This is a genomic window from Micromonospora sp. URMC 103 (assembly GCF_051386435.1).
In the GTDB taxonomy this organism is placed as follows: domain Bacteria; phylum Actinomycetota; class Actinomycetes; order Mycobacteriales; family Micromonosporaceae; genus Micromonospora.
The window spans coordinates 790,877-808,161 of record NZ_JBPQTR010000006.1; the positions used below are offsets into that span (position 1 = coordinate 790,877).

At 73.9% G+C, this 17,285-nt stretch carries 20 protein-coding genes and 1 pseudogene; 9 read left to right on the forward strand and 12 right to left on the reverse strand.

Going from position 1 to position 17,285, the window contains the following annotated elements; translation table 11 throughout:
- A complete protein-coding gene (locus ACSNOA_RS29980) occupies positions 1-1,092 on the reverse strand; it encodes a UDP-N-acetylmuramate dehydrogenase (RefSeq protein WP_436663113.1) in 1,092 nt (363 codons plus the stop codon).
- A gap of 70 nt (positions 1,093-1,162) precedes the next feature.
- Here ACSNOA_RS29980 and ACSNOA_RS29985 point away from each other — a divergent pair, with 70 nt between their 5' ends.
- The 4 genes and pseudogenes from ACSNOA_RS29985 to ACSNOA_RS30000 all read left to right on the forward strand — a co-directional run bounded on the left by ACSNOA_RS29985 (position 1,163) and on the right by ACSNOA_RS30000 (position 4,374).
- Positions 1,163-1,924 carry a maleylpyruvate isomerase family mycothiol-dependent enzyme gene (locus ACSNOA_RS29985; protein WP_436663114.1) on the forward strand — a complete coding sequence of 254 codons (762 nt, stop codon included), beginning with the start codon at positions 1,163-1,165 and terminating at the stop codon, positions 1,922-1,924.
- Between the two features lie 166 nt (positions 1,925-2,090).
- A pseudogene (locus tag ACSNOA_RS29990) lies at positions 2,091-2,291 on the forward strand (family 1 glycosylhydrolase); the annotation flags it as partial.
- 23 nt (positions 2,292-2,314) lie between these two features.
- Positions 2,315-3,322 (forward strand): LacI family DNA-binding transcriptional regulator, encoded by a 1,008-nt coding sequence (locus ACSNOA_RS29995; protein WP_436663115.1) that lies wholly within the window; start codon positions 2,315-2,317, stop codon positions 3,320-3,322.
- 146 nt (positions 3,323-3,468) lie between these two features.
- Entirely contained in the window at positions 3,469-4,374 is a 906-nt protein-coding gene (locus ACSNOA_RS30000) for a GNAT family N-acetyltransferase (RefSeq protein WP_436663116.1), read from the forward strand.
- Here the strand turns inward: ACSNOA_RS30000 and mca are convergent.
- From mca to ACSNOA_RS30020, 4 genes are all read right to left on the reverse strand, one after another.
- Positions 4,310-5,221, reverse strand: coding sequence for a mycothiol conjugate amidase Mca (mca, locus tag ACSNOA_RS30005; RefSeq protein WP_436663117.1), 912 nt, complete (start codon positions 5,219-5,221; stop codon positions 4,310-4,312). The genes ACSNOA_RS30000 and mca overlap by 65 nt on opposite strands.
- 1 nt (position 5,222) lies before the next feature.
- Positions 5,223-5,828, reverse strand: coding sequence for a TetR/AcrR family transcriptional regulator (locus ACSNOA_RS30010; RefSeq protein WP_436663118.1), 606 nt, complete (start codon positions 5,826-5,828; stop codon positions 5,223-5,225).
- A gap of 164 nt (positions 5,829-5,992) precedes the next feature.
- Positions 5,993-6,508, reverse strand: coding sequence for an O-acetyl-ADP-ribose deacetylase (locus ACSNOA_RS30015; RefSeq protein WP_436663119.1), 516 nt, complete (start codon positions 6,506-6,508; stop codon positions 5,993-5,995).
- 1 nt (position 6,509) lies between these two features.
- Entirely contained in the window at positions 6,510-7,331 is an 822-nt protein-coding gene (locus tag ACSNOA_RS30020) for an EI24 domain-containing protein (protein ID WP_436663120.1), read from the reverse strand.
- Positions 7,332-7,456: 125 nt separating this feature from the next.
- On the opposite strand from ACSNOA_RS30020, the gene ACSNOA_RS30025 reads away from it, so the two are divergent.
- From ACSNOA_RS30025 to ACSNOA_RS30045, 5 genes are read left to right on the forward strand one after another with little or no spacing between them, the layout of a single operon-like run.
- Positions 7,457-8,365: an ABC transporter ATP-binding protein gene (locus tag ACSNOA_RS30025; protein WP_436663121.1), complete on the forward strand. Its 909-nt coding sequence runs from the start codon at positions 7,457-7,459 to the stop codon at positions 8,363-8,365.
- 10 nt (positions 8,366-8,375) lie between these two features.
- Positions 8,376-9,110: an ABC transporter permease gene (locus ACSNOA_RS30030; protein WP_436663122.1), complete on the forward strand. Its 735-nt coding sequence runs from the start codon at positions 8,376-8,378 to the stop codon at positions 9,108-9,110.
- 11 nt (positions 9,111-9,121) lie between these two features.
- Complete coding sequence (locus ACSNOA_RS30035; protein ID WP_436663123.1) at positions 9,122-10,390, forward strand: sensor histidine kinase; 1,269 nt, start codon at positions 9,122-9,124, stop codon at positions 10,388-10,390.
- The gene (locus ACSNOA_RS30040; protein ID WP_436663124.1) at positions 10,387-11,028 is read left to right on the forward strand and encodes a response regulator; all 642 of its coding nucleotides are present in this window, start codon (positions 10,387-10,389) and stop codon (positions 11,026-11,028) included. The genes ACSNOA_RS30035 and ACSNOA_RS30040 overlap by 4 nt, the downstream gene beginning before the upstream one ends.
- Positions 11,029-11,046: 18 nt before the next feature.
- The gene (locus ACSNOA_RS30045) at positions 11,047-12,036 is read left to right on the forward strand and encodes a helix-turn-helix transcriptional regulator (protein WP_436663125.1); all 990 of its coding nucleotides are present in this window, start codon (positions 11,047-11,049) and stop codon (positions 12,034-12,036) included.
- Here the strand turns inward: ACSNOA_RS30045 and ACSNOA_RS30050 are convergent.
- The 7 genes from ACSNOA_RS30050 to ACSNOA_RS30080 all read right to left on the reverse strand — a co-directional run bounded on the left by ACSNOA_RS30050 (position 12,027) and on the right by ACSNOA_RS30080 (position 17,180).
- Positions 12,027-12,941 (reverse strand): SDR family oxidoreductase, encoded by a 915-nt coding sequence (locus ACSNOA_RS30050; protein ID WP_436663126.1) that lies wholly within the window; start codon positions 12,939-12,941, stop codon positions 12,027-12,029. The genes ACSNOA_RS30045 and ACSNOA_RS30050 overlap by 10 nt on opposite strands.
- A 331-nt stretch (positions 12,942-13,272) precedes the next feature.
- Positions 13,273-13,722: a VOC family protein gene (locus ACSNOA_RS30055; RefSeq protein WP_436663127.1), complete on the reverse strand. Its 450-nt coding sequence runs from the start codon at positions 13,720-13,722 to the stop codon at positions 13,273-13,275.
- A 57-nt stretch (positions 13,723-13,779) separates the two neighbouring features.
- A complete protein-coding gene (locus ACSNOA_RS30060) occupies positions 13,780-14,517 on the reverse strand; it encodes an alanyl-tRNA editing protein (RefSeq protein WP_436663128.1) in 738 nt (245 codons plus the stop codon).
- A gap of 11 nt (positions 14,518-14,528) precedes the next feature.
- Positions 14,529-15,416 carry an alpha/beta fold hydrolase gene (locus tag ACSNOA_RS30065; protein WP_436663129.1) on the reverse strand — a complete coding sequence of 296 codons (888 nt, stop codon included), beginning with the start codon at positions 15,414-15,416 and terminating at the stop codon, positions 14,529-14,531.
- Positions 15,413-15,727 carry a DUF2516 family protein gene (locus ACSNOA_RS30070; RefSeq protein WP_436663130.1) on the reverse strand — a complete coding sequence of 105 codons (315 nt, stop codon included), beginning with the start codon at positions 15,725-15,727 and terminating at the stop codon, positions 15,413-15,415. Before ACSNOA_RS30070 ends, ACSNOA_RS30065 begins: the two co-directional genes overlap by 4 nt.
- 71 nt (positions 15,728-15,798) lie before the next feature.
- On the reverse strand, positions 15,799-16,536 hold the full coding sequence (locus ACSNOA_RS30075) for a hypothetical protein (RefSeq protein ID WP_436663131.1): 738 nt from the start codon (positions 16,534-16,536) through the stop codon (positions 15,799-15,801).
- Positions 16,533-17,180 carry a helix-turn-helix domain-containing protein gene (locus ACSNOA_RS30080; protein WP_436663132.1) on the reverse strand — a complete coding sequence of 216 codons (648 nt, stop codon included), beginning with the start codon at positions 17,178-17,180 and terminating at the stop codon, positions 16,533-16,535. Before ACSNOA_RS30080 ends, ACSNOA_RS30075 begins: the two co-directional genes overlap by 4 nt.
- Positions 17,181-17,285 lie beyond the last annotated feature (105 nt).

Here is a 17,285-nt window from a genome sequence, read left to right on the forward strand (position 1 = left end):
TCAGATCGTGCAGTTCACGAGCACCGGTTCGGGGTGGAGCGTCACGCCGAAGCGGGCGTGCACGCCGTCGCGGATCTCCCGGGCGAGGGCGACGAGGTCGGCCGTGGTCGCGCGGCCGCTGCGGTTGGTGAGCGCCAGGGTGTGCTTGCTCGAGATGGCGGCGCCGCCGGGCCCCGGGTGCCCCTTGCCGAAGCCGGCCTTGTCGATGAGCCAGGCCGCGCTCACCTTCACGAGGTCGCCGGGGCAGGGCCAGGACGGCGGCTCGCCGATGTCGGCGGCACGCGCGCGGAGCAGGTCGTACGCGGCGCGGTCGAGGACCGGGTTGGTGAAGAACGAGCCCACCGAGCGGGTGTCCGGGTCACCGGCGTCGAGCACCATGCCCTTCCCGGCGCGCAGCCGCAGCACGGTGGCCCTCGCGTCGGCCAGCGGAACCCGGTCGCCCACCTCGACGCCGAGCGCCCGGGCCAGTTCGGCGTAGCGCACCGGGCCGGAGAGCGGCGAGCGGGTGAGCCGGAAGTCGACGGAGAGCACCACCCAGCGGTCGCTGTACTTGAAGATGCTGCTCCGGTAGGCGAAGCCGCAGTCGGCGGCGGCGACCCGGCCGGCGGTCCCCTCGGCCCGGTCGTACACCTCGACGCCCGTGATCGTCTCGGCGACCTCCTGGCCGTACGCGCCGACGTTCTGGATCGGGGTGGCGCCGGTGGAGCCGGGGACGCCGGAGAGGCACTCCAGCCCGGACCAGCCGTTGGCCACGGTGGCGGCGACCAGGTCGTCCCACGGCTCGCCGGCTTCGACCCGTACGGTGACGGTGTCGGCGTCCTCGGCGACCACCCGCAGCCCGCGGGAGCGCACCAGCACCACCGTTCCGGGGAAGCCGTCGTCCCCGATGACCACGTTGCTGCCGCCCGCGAGGACCAGGACGGGCTCGTCCCGCGTGCCCGCGTCGCGTACCGCTCGTACGATTTCCTCGGCGCTGGCGCCTGGCACGATGCGGCCGGCGGGACCGCCCATGCGCAGGGTGGTGTAGCCGGCCAGCGCGCTCATGTCGGTCGCGTCGGCTCCGGTTGTCGGCTGGGCGTAGACGTCTGACACACCCTTCACCCTAGGCTGAGGGGTAGCCGCGGCACCCACTGGTAGCCGGGTCACCCCCGGGAGGATGGCGATGAGCAGAGTGCATGGCACGAAGGACTTCTGGATCGGTGCGCTCCGAGTGGAGGGTCCGGCCTTCGCGGCCGCGGTGGCGGAGGCGCCACCCGAGACACCGGTGCTCTCCTGCCCCGGCTGGACCGTCGCCGACCTGACCCGGCATCTGGGCGGTTTCTACCACTGGGTGGCCTCGTTCGCCGGCTCCGGCCAGGCCATCGCGCCGCCGCAGCGACCGGACCTGGGCGAGCCGGACCCGGGCGTCACGCCGTTGCAGTACTGGCAGCAGGGTTACGACCGCCTCATGACGCTCTTCGACGGGCTCGACCCGGAGGCCACGGCGTGGAACTGGGCGCCGCAGCCGAAGAAGGCCGGCTTCTGGCCGCGGCGGGCGGCGCACGAGACGGCGGTGCACCGCTGGGACGCCCAGCTCGCCATCGCGGCGGGTGAGCCGGTCGAGGCGAAGCTCGCGGCCGACGGGGTGAGCGAGGTGCTCGACACCTGGCTCCCCGCGGGCCGGCGCCGCGCGGGCGGGTCGTGGCAGGGCGTGGTGCAGCTCGCCGCCGTCGACGCCGCACAGCACTGGTATCTGCGGCTGCGCGGCGAGGGGGTGGCGCTGCTGGACACCGACACCCTTCTCGATCACGACGACCACCACGCCCGGGCGCACGTGAGCGGCACGGCGAGCGACCTGCTGCTCGCCCTGTGGGGCCGGGTCAGCTTCGACACGCTGGACGTGACGGGTGACAGGACCCTGCTGGACGGGCTCCGGGTGAGCTGAAAGCGCAGAAAAGTGGCCGTTCCGGACGGAACGGCCACTTTTGTGCATACGCGGTGGGGCGGCGGCACGGACATATGGTGAAGGACACATCACCCTGCCGTGAGAGCGTTTTCACGCGTCCGTGCCGACACGATCCGTCGACCTGACGGAACGAGCCGACGTTCTGCGGGACGCGGCGCACGAGGCGATTTCCGGGGGCGTGGAGCTGCGCGAGTATCTCGTATGGTCGTTGCTGGACGACTTCGGGTGGGCGGAGGGTTACCGCAGGCGGTTCGGGACCGTGCACGTCGGCTACCTGACCCAGCGCCGCACACCGAAGTCCAGCGCCCGGTGGTCCCAGGAGGTGATCTCCCGGAACGGGCTGTGAACGCGAGCGGGGGGATGTCGGCGATGACGACGGCGCAACGACCGACGCTTGAAGCGGTGGCCCGCCGGGCCGGGGTCTCCCGGGCGACCGTCTCGCGGGTGGTGAACGGCTCGACGACGGTGGCCGAACCGATCCGGGAGGCGGTGCACCGGGCCGTGGAGGAGCTGGGGTACGTGCCGAACCTGGCCGCACGCAGCCTCGTCACCCAGCGGACCGACTCGATCGCCCTGGTCATGCCGGAGGCGGCCACCCGGGTCTTCTCCGACGACCAGGTCTTCCCCGGCATCATCCGGGGCGTGAGCCAGGAGCTGGAGGCGGCCGACAAGCAGTTGGTGCTGATGCTTGCCGGCTCGCCGGCCGGGCACGCCCGGGTCGAGCGCTACACGACGGGCCGGCACGTCGACGGCGTGCTGTTCGCCTCGCTGCACGGCGCCGACCCGCTGCCCGGCATGCTCGCCCGGCTCGGCATCCCGGTGGTGTGCAGCGGCCGGCCGCTCGGCGACGTCCCGGTGCCCTACGTGGACGTCGACCACGTCGGCGGGGTGACCCGGGCCGTGCGGCACCTCCTCGACAGCGGCCGGCGGCGGATCGCGACCATCGCGGGGCCGCAGGACATGGTGGCCGGCATCGAGCGGCTCACCGGGTACCGGGAGGCGATGGCGGCGGCCGGGCTGCCGGAGCGGGTGGCCACCGGCGACTTCACCCGGGAGTCCGGTGCCGCCGCGATGCGCCGCCTGCTCGACGCGCATCCGGACCTGGACGCGGTCTTCGCGGCGTCCGACCTGATGGCGCACGCCGCGCTGCGTACGCTCCGTGAGGCGGGCCGGCGGGTGCCCGACGACGTGGCGGTCATCGGCTTCGACGACATCGAGACGGCGGCCTACACCGAGCCGCCGCTCACCACCGTCCGGCAGCCGATCCAGGAGATCGGCCGGCAGATGACGCGGCAACTGCTGCGGCTCGCGGCCGGGCAGACCGTCGAGCCGGCGGTGATGCTCCCCACCGAGCTGATCCTGCGCGACTCCGCCTGAGCCGGGTCGTCGTTTATTTCGGTCGAGTACCGGGCGGCCCGGCGGTAGCCTCCCGCGGGTGACCGGACCCGCGCGCCTGCTCCCCGTCCCCGCCCCTCCCCACGTCGCCGAGTGCGTCCGCACCGTCGAACGACCGGTGCGCCACGATGGCTGACGCGACGGTTCGCACCGCCCGGCCGGACGACGCCGAGGCCGTCGTGGCGCTGCGTGCGCTGGTCTACCCGTACCTGGTGCGCGGGGTCGCCTCGACGCGGCAGATGATCGCCGCGCCGCCGCCGGGCGAGGAGTGGACGGCGTTCGTGGCCGAGGTCGACGACCGGTTGGTGGGCTGGGTGTCGGCGTACCGGAACATCCGGACGTCCGAACCCGACTTCGGCGAGGTCTCCCTGCTGCACACGCATCCCGAGCACCGCGGCCGCGGGGTCGGCACCGCCCTGCTGGCCGCGGCACTCGACCACCTCCGTGCCCTCGGCGTACGCCGAATCCGCACCTGGGCGCTGGAGGAGGCCCTGCCGTTCGCGCGCCGGCACGGCTTCACGCCCAGCCGGGAGATGCGCTACTCGGCGCTCGACCTGCGGCCGGCGCCGCCCATGCCGCCCGCGCCGCCCGGCGTACGGTGGCGGCCGCTCAGCGAGCTGGCCCCGGAACGGATGTACGAGGCGGAGGTCGCCACGGCCGCGGACGAGCCGGGCGACGTGCCCTCCGACGCGATCGACTACGACACCTGGCGGCACGACGTCTGGGAGAACATCGGCCTCGACAGGACCGCCAGCACGGCGGCCGAGGTGGACGGCGAGGTGGCGGCGTTCAGCCTGGTCATGCGGGACGGCGACCGCATGTGGTCGGACTACACGGCCACGGTGCCCCGGCACCGGGGGCGCGGGCTGGCCCGCCTCACGAAGCAGGTGGCCCTGCACCGGGCCGCGGCCGGCGGGGTGCGCGTCGCGTACACCTCGAACGACGAGGCGAACGCGCCCATGCTGGCGGTCAACGCCCGGCTCGGCTACCGGCCGATGGCCGCCCAGTGGTCCTGCCTGCGCGAGCTGACCTGAGCCCGGCGAAGAGGTCGTCCTCGGGCAGGCTGACCGGTGTCCGGGCCTCGGCCAGCTCGTAGTCCTCGGTCGGCCAGACCCGCCGCTCGATGTCCCGGGAGTGGCCGAAGAACGGGTGCGCCGGGTCCGTCTGCGTGGCGTGCGCGAGCAGCGCCCGGTCCCGGGTGGCGAAGTGGTCGGCGCAGACGACCCGCGTGGTGACCCGCGGCTCCGGCAGATCCTCGGGCAGCTCCCGCAACACGTCGTCCATCGTGGAGGGCAGCCCGGCCGCGCGGGTGGCGTCGTGGAGTGTCTGGAACCAGGCACGGCTGAACGCGGCCAGGTAGTAGAGCTTCGACACGGCCCAGGCCGGGTGCGCGTCGGTGTGGTCGGTCGGGTCCGCGGCCGCGTCGAAGGCGTACCGGGCCACGCGGTGGGCCTGCACGTGGTCGGGATGCGGGTATCCGCCGGTCGGGTCGTACGTCACCATGACCTGCGGACGGAACTCGCGGACCACCGCCACCAGCGGGGCCGCGGCCTCGGCGACCGGAAGCCGGGCGAACGCGTCGGCGGGCAGGTCGGCACCGTGGGCCGGCAGCCCGGAGTCGACGAAGCCGAGGAACCGCTGCCGTACGCCGAGCACCGCCGCCGCCCGAGCCATCTCCGCCCGGCGGACGCGGCCCAGGTCGGCACGCACCTCCGGCCGGTCGAGGGCGGGGTTGAGGATGTCGCCCCGCTCGCCTCCGGTGCAGGTCACCACCAGCACGTCGACGCCCTCGGCCGCGTACCGGGCCAGGGTGGCCGCGCCCTTGCTGGACTCGTCGTCGGGGTGCGCGTGCACGGCCATCAGCCGCAGGGCGTTCGCCATGTCATTCCTTCCCGAGCAGGTCGAAGGCGTGGGTCCCCGCCTCGGCGAGGATCTCGGCGACCTGCTCCTCGTCGTGCCCGGCCCGGATCAGCCGGAACGCCTCGCCGAAGAGCACCCGGTACGCCCCCGCGAGTTGCGCGGCGACCAGCCGCGCCGTCAGGTCGTTCCCCGGCGTCTCGGCGGCGAGCTGTGCGGCGAGCGCGTCCTCACGCAGCTCGAACAGCTCCCGCAGGCGGCCGCTGAGCGCGGGGCTGTCCTCCAGCAGGCGTACGAAGGGCGCGCCCGCGAAGCCGACCAGGGCCTCCCGCCGCGCCACCGCCTCGGCGTACCGCCGACGGAGCGCGTCCCGCACCGGCTCGCCGGCCGGCCGGGCCTCGGCGGCGCGGGCCAGCATCGCGACGAACTCCTCGGCGATGTCGAGGACGAGGTCCTCCTTGCGCGGGAAGTAGTTCGTCACCGTCATCTTCGCCACCCCGGCCGCCGCCGCGATCTCCGCGATCGTCACCGGCTCGTAGCCACGCTCCAGGAACAGCCGAGTCGCCACGTCCGAGATGGACTGTCGGGTCTGCCGCTTCTTGCGTGCGCGAAGGCCGCCGTCGGTACCCACTCCGACAGCATACATGGGTTGGACCTAAAAATAGGCTTGTCCTAAGAATTTGCCGCCCATAGCCTCATCACCGAGTGAAGGGAGGACAGCATGAACCTGCGCATCACCCGGTGACGGGAGCGCGTCCCGGTCCGTCTCGCACCAGCCGTGCGGGCGGGCCGGGCTCAGCCCGACGCGGCGACCCGCTCGGCGATCGCGTACGTGTCGGCGCCGAAGAGCACGAGACGCGTCTCGGTGACCCGCGCCGGGGTGGCCGCACGCAGCACCGCCAGCGCCTGGCGTACGGCGTCCTCGACCGGCCAGCCGTAGACGCCGGCCGAGATCAGCGGGAAGGCGACGCTTCCGGCGCCCAGCTCGTCGGCGACCGCGAGGCTGTTCGCGTAGCAGTCGCGCAGCAGCGGCGAGCGGTCCTCGTTGGCCGACCAGACCGGGCCGACGGTGTGGACCACCCAGCGCGCCGGCAGCCGGCCGGCCGTGGTGGCGACGGCCTGGCCGGTGGGCAGGCCCCCGCCGTACCGGGACGCGCGCAGCGCCCGGCACTCGGCCAGGATCTCCGGCCCGCCCCTGCGGTGGATCGCGCCGTCGACGCCACCGCCGCCGAGCAGCGACGAGTTGGCGGCGTTGACCACGACGTCGACCCGCTGGGCCGTGATGTCCCCCTCGATCAGGCTGACCCGCACGTCACCGCTCCTCGACGGACTGCCCGAGCGACCGTCGGGCCAGCAGGGTGGCACCGGCCACCGCGGCCGGCATGACGAGCACCGCCCCGAGCGGGATCAGGAAGCAGACGAAGACCGCCACGCCGAAGCCGAGCGCCGTGGGCCGGTCCGCCCTGAGCAGCGCGCGGCGCTCCGGCAGTCGCATCCCGCGCCGGTAGAAGGGGGCGCCCACGAGTTCCACGGCGAGGAACCAGCCGCCCACCGCCGCCCCGATCACCGGGACCACGGTCTGGCCGACCACCGGGATGAGGCCGGCGAAGAACAGGGGGATGGCGACGAGCGCGGACAGCGCCACGAGACGTACGGAGTCGGCGAGGCTGCGGCGCAGCGACGACCAGAACGGCACGTCCACCGCGTCCGGGGTGCCGCCCAGCCGCTCCTCCACCCGCTCGGAGATCGTCTCGTAGAACGGGTCCCCGATGACGAGGGTGACCGCCGTGAAGGTGACCACGCCGAGCAGCCCGCCGAGCCCCAGGATGGCCAGACCGGCGACCACCCGCAGGAGGCTGCGCCACGTCGCCGACCAGTCGTCGGCGAACGGGGTGACCAGCGCCGCGAGATCGTCGACGAACCAGGCGAGGAGGGCGAACGCGGCGAGGAAGACCGCGCCGCAGATCAGCGCCGGGAGGATGCCGAGCAGCATGAGCTTCGGGCTGCGCACGTACAGGCCGATGCCGCGCAGCAGCAGCCCGGCGCCCGAGAAGAAGCGGGTGGCGGCCCCGGTCACCGGGCGGGCCATGCTGGTCACGTCCACGACCGCAGAGCCTAGTGGCTGTCGGCGCATCAACCGGTTGGTGGACCGCAACGATCATCCCCGGGCGGCCCGGATCGTCCCCGGCCGGTCGATGCTCCGCCAGGCCTGTGCCACGACCCTGAGGAGGTACGAACCCACGGGGGAAGGACGGTGCGATGCCGGTCATCGAGGTGACCAACCTGCACAAGCGGTACGGCGATCTGGTGGCCGTGGAGGACGTGTCCTTCGCGGTCGAGGCCGGGGAGATCTTCGGCGTCCTCGGCCCGAACGGCGCCGGCAAGACGACCACCGTGGAGTGCGTGGCCGGGCTCCGCGTCCCCGACGGGGGCGGGGTGTCGGTCCTCGGGCTCGACCCCCGCCGGGACGGGGCCGGCCTCCGCGAGCGCGTCGGCGTGCAGCTCCAGGAGAGCCAGTTGCCGGACCGGCTGCGGGTGGGCGAGGCGCTGGACCTCTACGCCTCGTTCTACCGCGATCCGGCCGACCCGGCCCGCCTCGTCGAGGAGTTGGGGCTCGGCGACAAGCGGAACACGGCGTACAAGAACCTGTCCGGTGGCCAGAAGCAGCGGCTCTCCGTCGCGCTGGCGCTCGTCGGCAACCCGGAGATCGCCATCCTCGACGAGCTGACCACCGGGCTCGATCCGCAGGCCCGCCGGGACGCGTGGGGCCTCATCGAACGGGTCCGGGACCGCGGGGTGACGATCGTGCTGGTCACCCACTTCATGGAGGAGGCCGAGCGGCTCTGCGACCGGGTGGCGGTCATCGACGGGGGCCGCGTCGTCGCGCTGGACAGCCCGGCCAGCCTCGTGTCGCGTGTCGTGCCCGAGCAGCGGATCCGGTTCCGGCCGTCCACGCCGGTGCAGGACCACCTCTTCACCGACCTGCCCGAGGTGAGCGCCGTGAGCCGCAGCGGCGGGCAGGTGGTGGTGACCGGCACCGGCGACCTGCTGCACGCGGTCACGGCGGTCCTCGCCCGCCACCAGATCGTCGCCGCCGACCTGCGGCTGGAGCAGTCCACCCTCGACGACGCCTTCGTCGAGCTGACCGGGCAGCGACCCGCCGACTGAGAGGAAGACCATGCGTGCCTTCGGCCAGATCCTGAAGATCGAGACGAGGCTCTACCTCCGGGACCCGACGACGCTGCTGTCCACCATCGCGCTGCCGACGGTGGTGCTGGTGGTGCTCGGGGTCATCCCCGCGGCCCGGCGACCCGACCCGCAGTTCGACGGGCAGAGCTTCATCGCGTACTTCGCACCGTCGCTGCTCGTGGTCACGCTCGCGATGGTGGGGGTGAACGTGCTGCCAACCGTGCTGGCCACCTACCGGGAACGGGGGGTGCTGCGCCGGCTCAGGACCACTCCGGCGAGCCCCGCGGCGCTGCTCGCGGCCCAGCTCGTGCTCGCCCTCGGCGGCATCGTGGTCAGCGCGCTCCTCGTCGTCGTGCTGGCCCGGGTCGCGTTCGGGGTGCCGCTGCCCGCGCGGCCGCTGGGCTTCGCGGCGGCGTTCGTGCTCGGCACGGCGGCGCTGCTGGCGCTCGGCCTGCTGGTGGCCGCCGTCGCCCGGACCACGAAGGCCGCCCAGGGGCTGGCCGTGCCCGTGTTCCTCGTGACGATGTTCTTCGGCGGGGTCTACGTGCCCCGGTTCATCCTGCCCGACCTGCTGGTGCGGATCGGGGACTACACCCCACCCGGTGTGCAGGCGCTGCTCGACGCCTGGACCGGGACCACCCCGCAGGCGTCGCACCTGGCGATAATGGCGCTGGTCGCGGTGACCGCCGGCGCGGCCGCCGCGAAACTGTTCCGTTGGGAGTGAGCAGCGACCCGATGAGCACCGCCGAGCAGGTCGACCGGCTGGCCGCGTGGGAGGCGCGCGAGGCGAGCCTCTACCGGGCCATGCCGTACGTCGGCCTGCTCGTGGCGACGCTGCTGGCCGCCTTCACGCCGAGCCCGCGTGGGCTGCCCCTGCCGGTCACCCTGTCCGTCGCGGTGGGAGCCGCCTGCTGGGTCACCTGGTTCGTCATGCTGCACCCGCACTGGGTCTCGCGGCGGGCGTTGATGGCGTTCTACTACGTCGGGCTGCTCGCGGCCGCGGCCGTGCTGGTCGTGGGCAGCCCGTGGTACGGCTTCTTCGCCTGGATCGGGTTCCTGCACGCGTTCCTCGTGCTCTCCGGCCGGTGGCGGTTCGTCGGGGTGGCCGCCACCGGCATCCTGGTCGCCACGGCGCAGAGCGCCGGCCCACCCGCATCGCCGGAACACTGGCTGCTGTGGTCGGTGCTGGTGCTCTTCAACGCGGGCGCGGCCGGCGTGGTGAGCTGGTTCGGCACCATCACCGAGCGGCAGAACGCCAACCGCAAGCGGCTCGTGGCGGAGCTGGCCGAGAGCAACCGGAAACTCGCCGAGGCGGCGCGCGAGAACGAGGGTCTGCACGCGCAACTGCTCACGCAGGCCCGGGAGGCCGGGGTGACCGACGAGCGGCAGCGGATGGCCCGGGAGATCCACGACACCCTGGCCCAGGGCCTCACCGGCATCATCACCCAGTTGGAGGCCGCCGGGCAGGCGCGCGACCGGCGGGCCGACTGGCAGCGGCACGTGGACACGGCGGTCGCCCTGGCCCGGGAGAGCCTGACCGAGGCACGCCGCTCGGTGCGGGCGGTCCGGCCCGAGGCGCTGGAGACGGCCCGGTTGCCCGACGCCCTCGCCGAGCTGACGCGGCGCTGGTCGGGGATCAACGAGGTACGCGCCGACGTGCGCGTGACCGGGGACGCCCGCCCGCTGCACCCGGAGGTCGAGGTCACCCTGCTCCGGGCCGCCCAGGAGGCGCTGGCCAACGTGGTCCGGCACGCCGGGGCGTCCCGGGTCGGGCTGACCCTGTCGTACATGGAGGACGTGGTCACGCTGGACGTCCGTGACGACGGGGTTGGCTTCGACCCGGCCGGCCGACCGGCGCCCCGGCAGACCGAGGGCGGGTACGGCCTCACCGCCATGCGGCAGCGGGTGGTCGGGGTCGGTGGCGAGCTAACCGTCGAGTCCGAGCCGGGCGGCGGCACCGCCATCTCGGCGTCCGTACCCGCGCTTCCCGGAGGTGCCGGTTGACCGACCCCGTACGGCTGCTCATCGTCGACGACCACCCGGTGGTGCGGGACGGGCTGCGCGGCATGTTCGCCGGTGATCCGGGCTTCGAGGTGGTCGGTGAGGCGGCGGACGGCGCCGAGGCGCTCGCGCTGGCGGCGCACCTGCACCCGGACGTCGTGCTCATGGACCTGCGGATGCCGGGGATGGACGGGGTCACCGCCATCGATCGGCTGGCCCGCTCCGGCAGCACCGCCAAGATCCTCGTGTTGACCACGTACGACACGGACGCCGACGTGCTCCCGGCCATCGAGGCCGGAGCCACCGGTTACCTGCTCAAGGACGCGCCCCGGGACGACCTCGTCCGCGCGGTGCGCGGGGCGGCCCGGGGCGAGCCGGTGCTGTCGCCCAGTGTGGCGGGCCGGCTGATGGGGCGGCTGCGTACGCCCGCCGAGGAGCCCCTCAGCCAACGCGAACTCGAGGTGCTGACCCTGGTGGCGCGCGGCTCGTCGAACCGGGAGACCGCGGCCCGGCTGTTCATCAGCGAGGCCACGGTCAAGACCCATCTGCTGCACGTCTACGCGAAGCTCGGCGTCAACGACCGGGCGGCCGCCGTGGCCGCCGCGTACGACCGGGGGCTGCTCACTCCCGGCGGGCGGTGACCGGGGCAGGATGGACCGGTGCGGGCCTCCCGGTTGATCTCGTTGCTGCTGCTGCTCCAGTCGCGGGAGACGATGACCGCGGGCGAGCTGGCCCGGGAGCTTGAGGTCTCCGAGCGGACCATCTACCGGGACGTGCTGGCCCTCTCGGCCGCCGGGGTGCCCGTCTACGCCGACCGGGGCCGGGCGGGCGGCTACCGCCTGCTGGGTGGCTACCGGACCCGCCTCACCGGGCTGACCCGGGACGAGGCCGAGGCGCTCTTCCTCGCGGGGCTCCCCGGGCCGGCCGGCGACATGGGTCTCGCCGACGCGGTCGCGTCCGCCGAACTCAAGGTGCTCGCCGCGCTCCCGCCGGCGCTGCGCGACGCGCCCGCCCGCGCGGGTCAGCGGTTCCACCTTGACGTGCCGGGCTGGTTCCGCGAGGTCGGCCCGCCGGCGTGGCTCGCCGAGCTGGCCGGCGCGGTGTGGCGGGACCGGACGGTCCGGCTGCGTTACCGGCGCGGCGAGCGGGAGGTCACCCGGGAGCTGTCGCCGTACGGCCTGGTGCTCAAGAGCGGGACCTGGTATCTGGTGGCCCGGGTCGGGGACGGTTTCCGGACGTACCGGGTGGACCGGGTCGTCGACGTCGAGGTCGGCGCCGGGACCTTCGAGCGGGACGAGGGGTTCGACCTGGCCGGGTACTGGCGCGAGCAGGCCGAAGAGTTCCTGCGGAGCATGCTGCCGGCCGAGGTCACGCTCCGGCTGAGCGCCGCCGGCCTGCGCCGGCTCCGCCACCTCGTCGACGGCCCCTTCGTGTACGACGAGGCGGTCGCCGCCGCCGCGGGGCCCGACGGGCAGGGCAGGGTGGTGCTGCGCCTGCCCGTCGAGTCCGTCGAGGTGGCATACAGCCAGCTGCTCACGCTCGGTCCCGAGGTGGAGGTGCTCGACCCCCCGGAGCTGCGGGCGCTGATGGCCGACGCGGCGACCCGCGCCGCCGCCCTCTACTCCCCCGGCGAGCCGGATCAGCGGTAGCCGGTCACGTCGGCCGGTTTCCCCGCGTCCTGCACCTCGACGAGGTACCGCCAGGCGTCCGGTTGGCTGCCGTCCAGGTCGGTGAAGCCGTACACCCGCGCCAGTTCCCCGCTGGAGACGGACTTCCCGCTCCACCGGCCCCGGTCCTCGTCGGCGGCCAGCGCGGCGACCGCGCGCCCCACGAACGCCGGCGTCTCCGAGATGGCGAAGTGCGGCTGCGCGTCGAGCGCGTCCCGCCAGTTCTCCTCGGTCACCCCGAAGATCTCCAGCATCAGCTCCGACCGCAGCCAACCCGGGGTGAGCGCGACAGCCGTGCAGCCGTACGGCTTCAACTCCTCGGCCTGGCTGAACGCCAGCCGGTTCACGGACGCCTTGGCGAGGTCGTAGAAGAGCGAGAGCCGGTAGTTGGCGTCGTTGTACGTCTTCGTGCCGTCACCGATCTCGACGACGAGCCCCCCGGGCCGGCGGATCAGCAGGGGCAGCGCGAAGTGGCTCGTGATGATGTGTGTGTCGATCGCCAGCCGCAGGGTCCGCAGGCCGTCGTCGAGCGGCTGCTCCCAGACCGGCTTGTTCCAGGTGACCAGCTTCTCGGCGCCCCAGATGTCGTTGACCAGCACGTCCAGCCGGCCCTGCTCGGCGTCGATCCGGGCCACCAGATCCCGCACCTGCTCCGGCACGAGGTGGTCGACCCGGACCGCGATGCCCTCGCCCCCGGCCGCGGTGACCAGCTCGGCGGTCTCCTCGATGGTCTCTGGCCGGTCCATCTCGGAGCGGCCGGCCCGGCTGCTGCGGCCGGTGGCGTAGACGGTGGCTCCGGCCGCGCCGAGCTGTACGGCGATCTGCCGGCCGGCACCGCGGCTGGCCCCGGCCACCAGCGCGATCTTCCCTGTCAACGGTTTCGTCATGCCCCGAGGCTGTCACCGATACCTGACAGCGGAGGTCCGATTTCCGGCCGTCTCAGCCGGGCGCGGCTCGCCGAGGCGCCGCGACGCCGGGGCGCCGCCCGCCGACCGACCGCCGCACCGGGCCGTGACGTGTGGGTTTGCCGTCCTGTCGAGCTGCCCCATTTCTGAGCACACCGGCGCGGCCCTCTGCGGATCCCGGACCCACCGGCGGGAGCGGGAGTGCCCCCGTTCCGGCCCTCGGGAGCGGGAGTGCCCCATTTCCGGGGCAGCTCGACAGGCGCCCCGACGACATCCGCCGCCGGCGCGGGCCGGCGAGCGCCGGACCCGCGGGTCACTGCACGTCGAACTCGTTGCCCTCGGGGTCGGCCATCGTGGTGTGCCGGCTGCCGTGCTCGTCCACCTCGCGCAGCACGGTCGCGCCGAGCGCCGTCAACCGCTTCACCGTCACCTCGCGCGCGGCCGGGCCGGCGTGCAGGTCGATGTGCAGGCGGTTCTTGCCCTGCTTGGGCTCCGGAACCGCCTGGAAGAGCAGCCGACGGCCGAGCCCGGTCCCGCTGGCCGGGTCGACGGGGTCGTCCGGGTGGCGCACCGCCGCGAGCTGGCGGAAGGCGCGGCGGCCGTCGATCTCGACGTACGTCTCCGGCCCGATCGCGCCGGCCTCGACCAACCGGTCGACGAGGACGCTGTTGTCCTCCAGCTCGTAGTCGAGCGCCGCGGCCCAGAACCGGGCCAACGGGATCGGGTCCGCGCAGTCGACGACGAGCTTCCAGTTCAGGGCCATGCCGCCACTCCTTCGCCGGAGGGCCCACCCGGTGCGGATCGGCCGTGTAACTCTGAGTCAGTCCGCGAGCCGGATGCGGACCCGCCGGTTGGCGCGGCCCTTGCTCTCCACCTTGAGCACCTGTACCTTGCCGATCTGGGCCGTGGAGGCCACGTGGGTCCCGCCGTCGGCCTGCACGTCCAACCCGACGATGTCCACGATCCGCACCTCCTGCTCGTCCGGCGGGATGAGGTTGGACTGGGTACGGATGATGTCCGGCAGCGCGAGCGCCTCGGCGCGGGGCAGCACCCGGACCGCGACCGACCGGTCGGCGGTCACCTCGGCGTTGACCAGCTCCTCGATCCGGGCCTTGAAGTCCGTGGGGACCTCGGGGAGATTGAAGTCCATGCGGGCCTCACCGGGCTCCATGTTGCCGCCGGTGACCAGCGCGCCGAAGTCGCGGAACACCACACCGCAGAGCACGTGCAGGCCGGAGTGCGTCCGCATCAGCCGCGTACGCCGCTCGTCCTCGATTGCGCCCGTCACCGTGGTGCCGGCCGGAGGCAGTGGGTCGCCCTCGGCGGGGATCAGCCAGAGGTCGTCACCCTTGCGCGTGCCCACGATCCGCGTCTGGACGCCCTGCCAGAGCAGCACGCCGTGGTCCGGCGGCTGCCCGCCACCGCCCGGATAGAAGGCCGAGCGGTCGAGCACGATGCCCTGCTCCGGGTCGGCGTGCAGCACCGTGCACTGCCACTCCCGCAGGGTCGGGTCGGCGAGATCGAGCCGGTGCGTGCGGCCGTGATGTGTGACACCCATGTCAGGGCACGTTACTCGTTGAGGAACCCGGAGATCCGCTCCCGCAGGTCGGCGCGTTCGGTCCACAGCACACCCGGCCGGTCGTACACGTGCAGGGTGGCCGCCGGCAGCGCGGCCGCGAGCTGCTCGGCCACCTCGACCGGGTGGAGGTCGTCGCCGGCACATCCGATCACCAGCGCGGGCGCGGTGACCGCGCCCAGCGCGGTGGCGGCCGGCAACGCGACCTGCTCCGGCAGACTCGCGAGCCCCGGGGCGAGCCCGTCGCGCAGCAGCTGGTCGAGGCGTTGCCGCAGGTACGCCCAGCCGGCCGGGGTGTTGCGGACGGCGGCGGGCAGCTCGACGCTCACCACCTCCGCGACGGCCGACGCGTCACCGCTCTCCACCGCGTCCAGCAGCGCGGTCAGCCGCTGCCGGGCCACCTCGCCGCGCGGCCGGTCGAGCACCGCCGGCAGGAAGAACACGAGGCGCGCGAAGCGGTCCGGGCTCTCGGCCAGCAGCGCGCAGAGCGCGCCAGCGCCAAGGCTCGCGCCGAAGGCGCGGGTGGCGCCGCCCAGGTCGGCGATCGCCCGCAGGTCGCGGGCCAGGTCGGAGTAGCTCCACGGCCCGGGTGGCGCGTCCGAGCGGCCGTGCCCGCGGAACTGGAAGAAGACCTTGCGGCCGGCGACCCCGCTGCCGAACGGCCGGGTGGTGGCGATGCCGTTGCCCAGGCCGTGGGCGAACACGGTGACCGGGTCACCGGCGCCGGTGACCAGGCGTTCCAGCCGCACGCCGTGCGGCGTGGCGATCAGGTCCGTCTCTGGCTCGGGCAACGCCGGCCGGCCGGTCCGCGGGCCCCCGGGCCCGGGCCCCCAGGTGCGAGGCCCGCCGTCGGGCGGGGGCGGCCAGCGGAAACCTCTCACCAGAACCCTCGGCCGTCGCTGAGGTCACGGAGCCCGACGCGCACGTCCAGGAGGTAGATGAGCGCGGCCGCGATGCCGATCAGTCCGAAGAGGCTGATCGGGCCGAAGCCCAGCAGGGTGAGCACCAGGCAGACGGCCAGGATCGCGATCCAGCCGCCCTTGGGGAGGGTGCCGATGGCGTTGAAGGCGTCGGACCGCTGGGTGATGGCGTGCACCAGCGCGACCCCTTGAATGATCAGCGCGAAGACGAGCAGGACGAGCTCGATCACGTAGCGGACTTCGAAGGCGAAGATCGGCGCGGCGTAGGCCATGACGGCAAGCTTATGTCGGCGACCCCGGATACGTCCGACAAGGACGCCTCCGGGGTCGCCGGCGTAGGGGATTACTCGGCGGCCGGGCGGGTCCGCTTGGTGGCCCGGGGGAGCTTCGCCGACGGGGTGTCGGCCGGCACGGCCGCCTTGGCGGCCTTCGTGGCCCGGGGAGCGCGGGCCTTGCGCACGGCCGCCGGCTTGGCCTCGGCGATCTCGGCCACCTCGGCCGGGGTCGGCACCTCGGTCGTGGCGGTCGCCTCGGCCGGCGTCGCGGCCCGGACCGGCACGGTCTCCGCGCCCGTCGCCTCCATGTCGGCGTTCACGGTCTCGGCGGCCTCCAGCACGCCGGCGCCGACGACGCGCTCGCCGCGGGCGACAAGCGCGCCGTACGCGGCCAGCGCCCGCTCCTGGGCGGCCTGCGCGCCCGCCACCACGACGGCGGCGTTGCGGGTGGCCGCCGCGCGCAGCTTGTCCAGGTCGGCCACCTCGCGCACCCGGTTCAGGTCCGCCGCCGCGCGCAGCCGGTCCAGGTCGGCCATCTCGCGCAGCGTCTTCAGGTCGAGGTCGCCCGCGGCGGCCTTCTCCCGCAGCGCGCCGGCGGTCTGGTTGGCGGCGCGCAGCGTCTCGTTGGCCTTCTCGCGCAGCTCGAAGCCGGTCACCACGGCCTTGCCGCCGAGGTCGGCGACGACCCGGGTGCCGAGGCCGCTCACCACGGCGGGAAGCTTGCGCAACTGCTGGAGAGCAAGCTCGCCGGCGCCGGCGGCGGCGTAGATCGGGGCCGGAATGCGGTTGGTCTTCGGCTCGGTCATGACGTTTCCTCCTCGGCCGACTCCGCGGCCTTCGGGGCCGCCGTGCCGGCGGCCGTCTTCTCGGGGGTCGTGCTGCTGGGCGGGGCGGGCGCCGGGCCGGCCTCGGTGACGGCCACAGACTCGAGGACCGCCTCGGTGGGCGTTCCGTCCGAAGTGGTGGGTCCGGTGGCGGCCGGGTTGACGAGCCCCGCCGATTCGGTCGGGGTGGCGGGCCGGCCGGTCGCGGTCGCCGTAGCGCCCTCGCCCGCGGCCGCCGTGGCGGTGTCCTGCGCCGCGTTCGCCGCGGCCGTCGCCTCGGTGAGCCGCGCGTTCTCGCGGCGGAACGTCTCGTAGATCTGGCTCAGGGACTGCTTCTGCGCCATGGTGAGGTCGGGGTCGACCGCGATGGCCGCGAGGACGCCCTGGCCCTCCTTGTCGTCGAGCAGCCCGGCCCGCAGGTACATGGCCGGGGTGGAGACCCGCAGCGCGCTGGCCAACTGCTGGAGCACCTCAGCGCTCGGCTTGCGCAGGCCACGCTCGATCTGGCTGAGGTACGGGTTGCTGACCCCCGCCTGCTCGGCGAGCTGGCGCAGCGAGATCTTCGCGTTCCGGCGCAGGTCGCGAATGAACCCGCCGATGTCGGGAAGCTCTTTACCGGTGGCCATGGATCCGACGGTAGCCCGGAGTGCTAGCTCTTGCAAGCAGAACGCTAGCGGGAGTTAGCGACGTCTCACTCACGGCCTTGCGTGCCCGCCCGTCCCCTGCGTACG

Excerpts from the sequence above, each read along its gene's own strand:
- ACSNOA_RS29985 (WP_436663114.1), top strand. The coding sequence starts at position 1,163 with ATGAGCAGAGTGCATGGCACGAAGGACTTCTGGATCGGTGCGCTCCGA.
- ACSNOA_RS29995 (WP_436663115.1), top strand. The coding sequence starts at position 2,315 with ATGACGACGGCGCAACGACCGACGCTTGAAGCGGTGGCCCGCCGGGCC.
- ACSNOA_RS30000 (WP_436663116.1), top strand. The coding sequence starts at position 3,469 with ATGGCTGACGCGACGGTTCGCACCGCCCGGCCGGACGACGCCGAGGCC.
- mca (WP_436663117.1), bottom strand. The coding sequence starts at position 5,221 with ATGGCGAACGCCCTGCGGCTGATGGCCGTGCACGCGCACCCCGACGAC.
- ACSNOA_RS30020 (WP_436663120.1), bottom strand. The coding sequence starts at position 7,331 with ATGCGCCGACAGCCACTAGGCTCTGCGGTCGTGGACGTGACCAGCATG.
- ACSNOA_RS30025 (WP_436663121.1), top strand. The coding sequence starts at position 7,457 with ATGCCGGTCATCGAGGTGACCAACCTGCACAAGCGGTACGGCGATCTG.
- ACSNOA_RS30030 (WP_436663122.1), top strand. The coding sequence starts at position 8,376 with ATGCGTGCCTTCGGCCAGATCCTGAAGATCGAGACGAGGCTCTACCTC.
- ACSNOA_RS30035 (WP_436663123.1), top strand. The coding sequence starts at position 9,122 with ATGAGCACCGCCGAGCAGGTCGACCGGCTGGCCGCGTGGGAGGCGCGC.
- ACSNOA_RS30050 (WP_436663126.1), bottom strand. The coding sequence starts at position 12,941 with ATGACGAAACCGTTGACAGGGAAGATCGCGCTGGTGGCCGGGGCCAGC.
- ACSNOA_RS30055 (WP_436663127.1), bottom strand. The coding sequence starts at position 13,722 with ATGGCCCTGAACTGGAAGCTCGTCGTCGACTGCGCGGACCCGATCCCG.
- ACSNOA_RS30060 (WP_436663128.1), bottom strand. The coding sequence starts at position 14,517 with ATGGGTGTCACACATCACGGCCGCACGCACCGGCTCGATCTCGCCGAC.
- ACSNOA_RS30070 (WP_436663130.1), bottom strand. The coding sequence starts at position 15,727 with ATGGCCTACGCCGCGCCGATCTTCGCCTTCGAAGTCCGCTACGTGATC.
- ACSNOA_RS30075 (WP_436663131.1), bottom strand. The coding sequence starts at position 16,536 with ATGACCGAGCCGAAGACCAACCGCATTCCGGCCCCGATCTACGCCGCC.
- ACSNOA_RS30080 (WP_436663132.1), bottom strand. The coding sequence starts at position 17,180 with ATGGCCACCGGTAAAGAGCTTCCCGACATCGGCGGGTTCATTCGCGAC.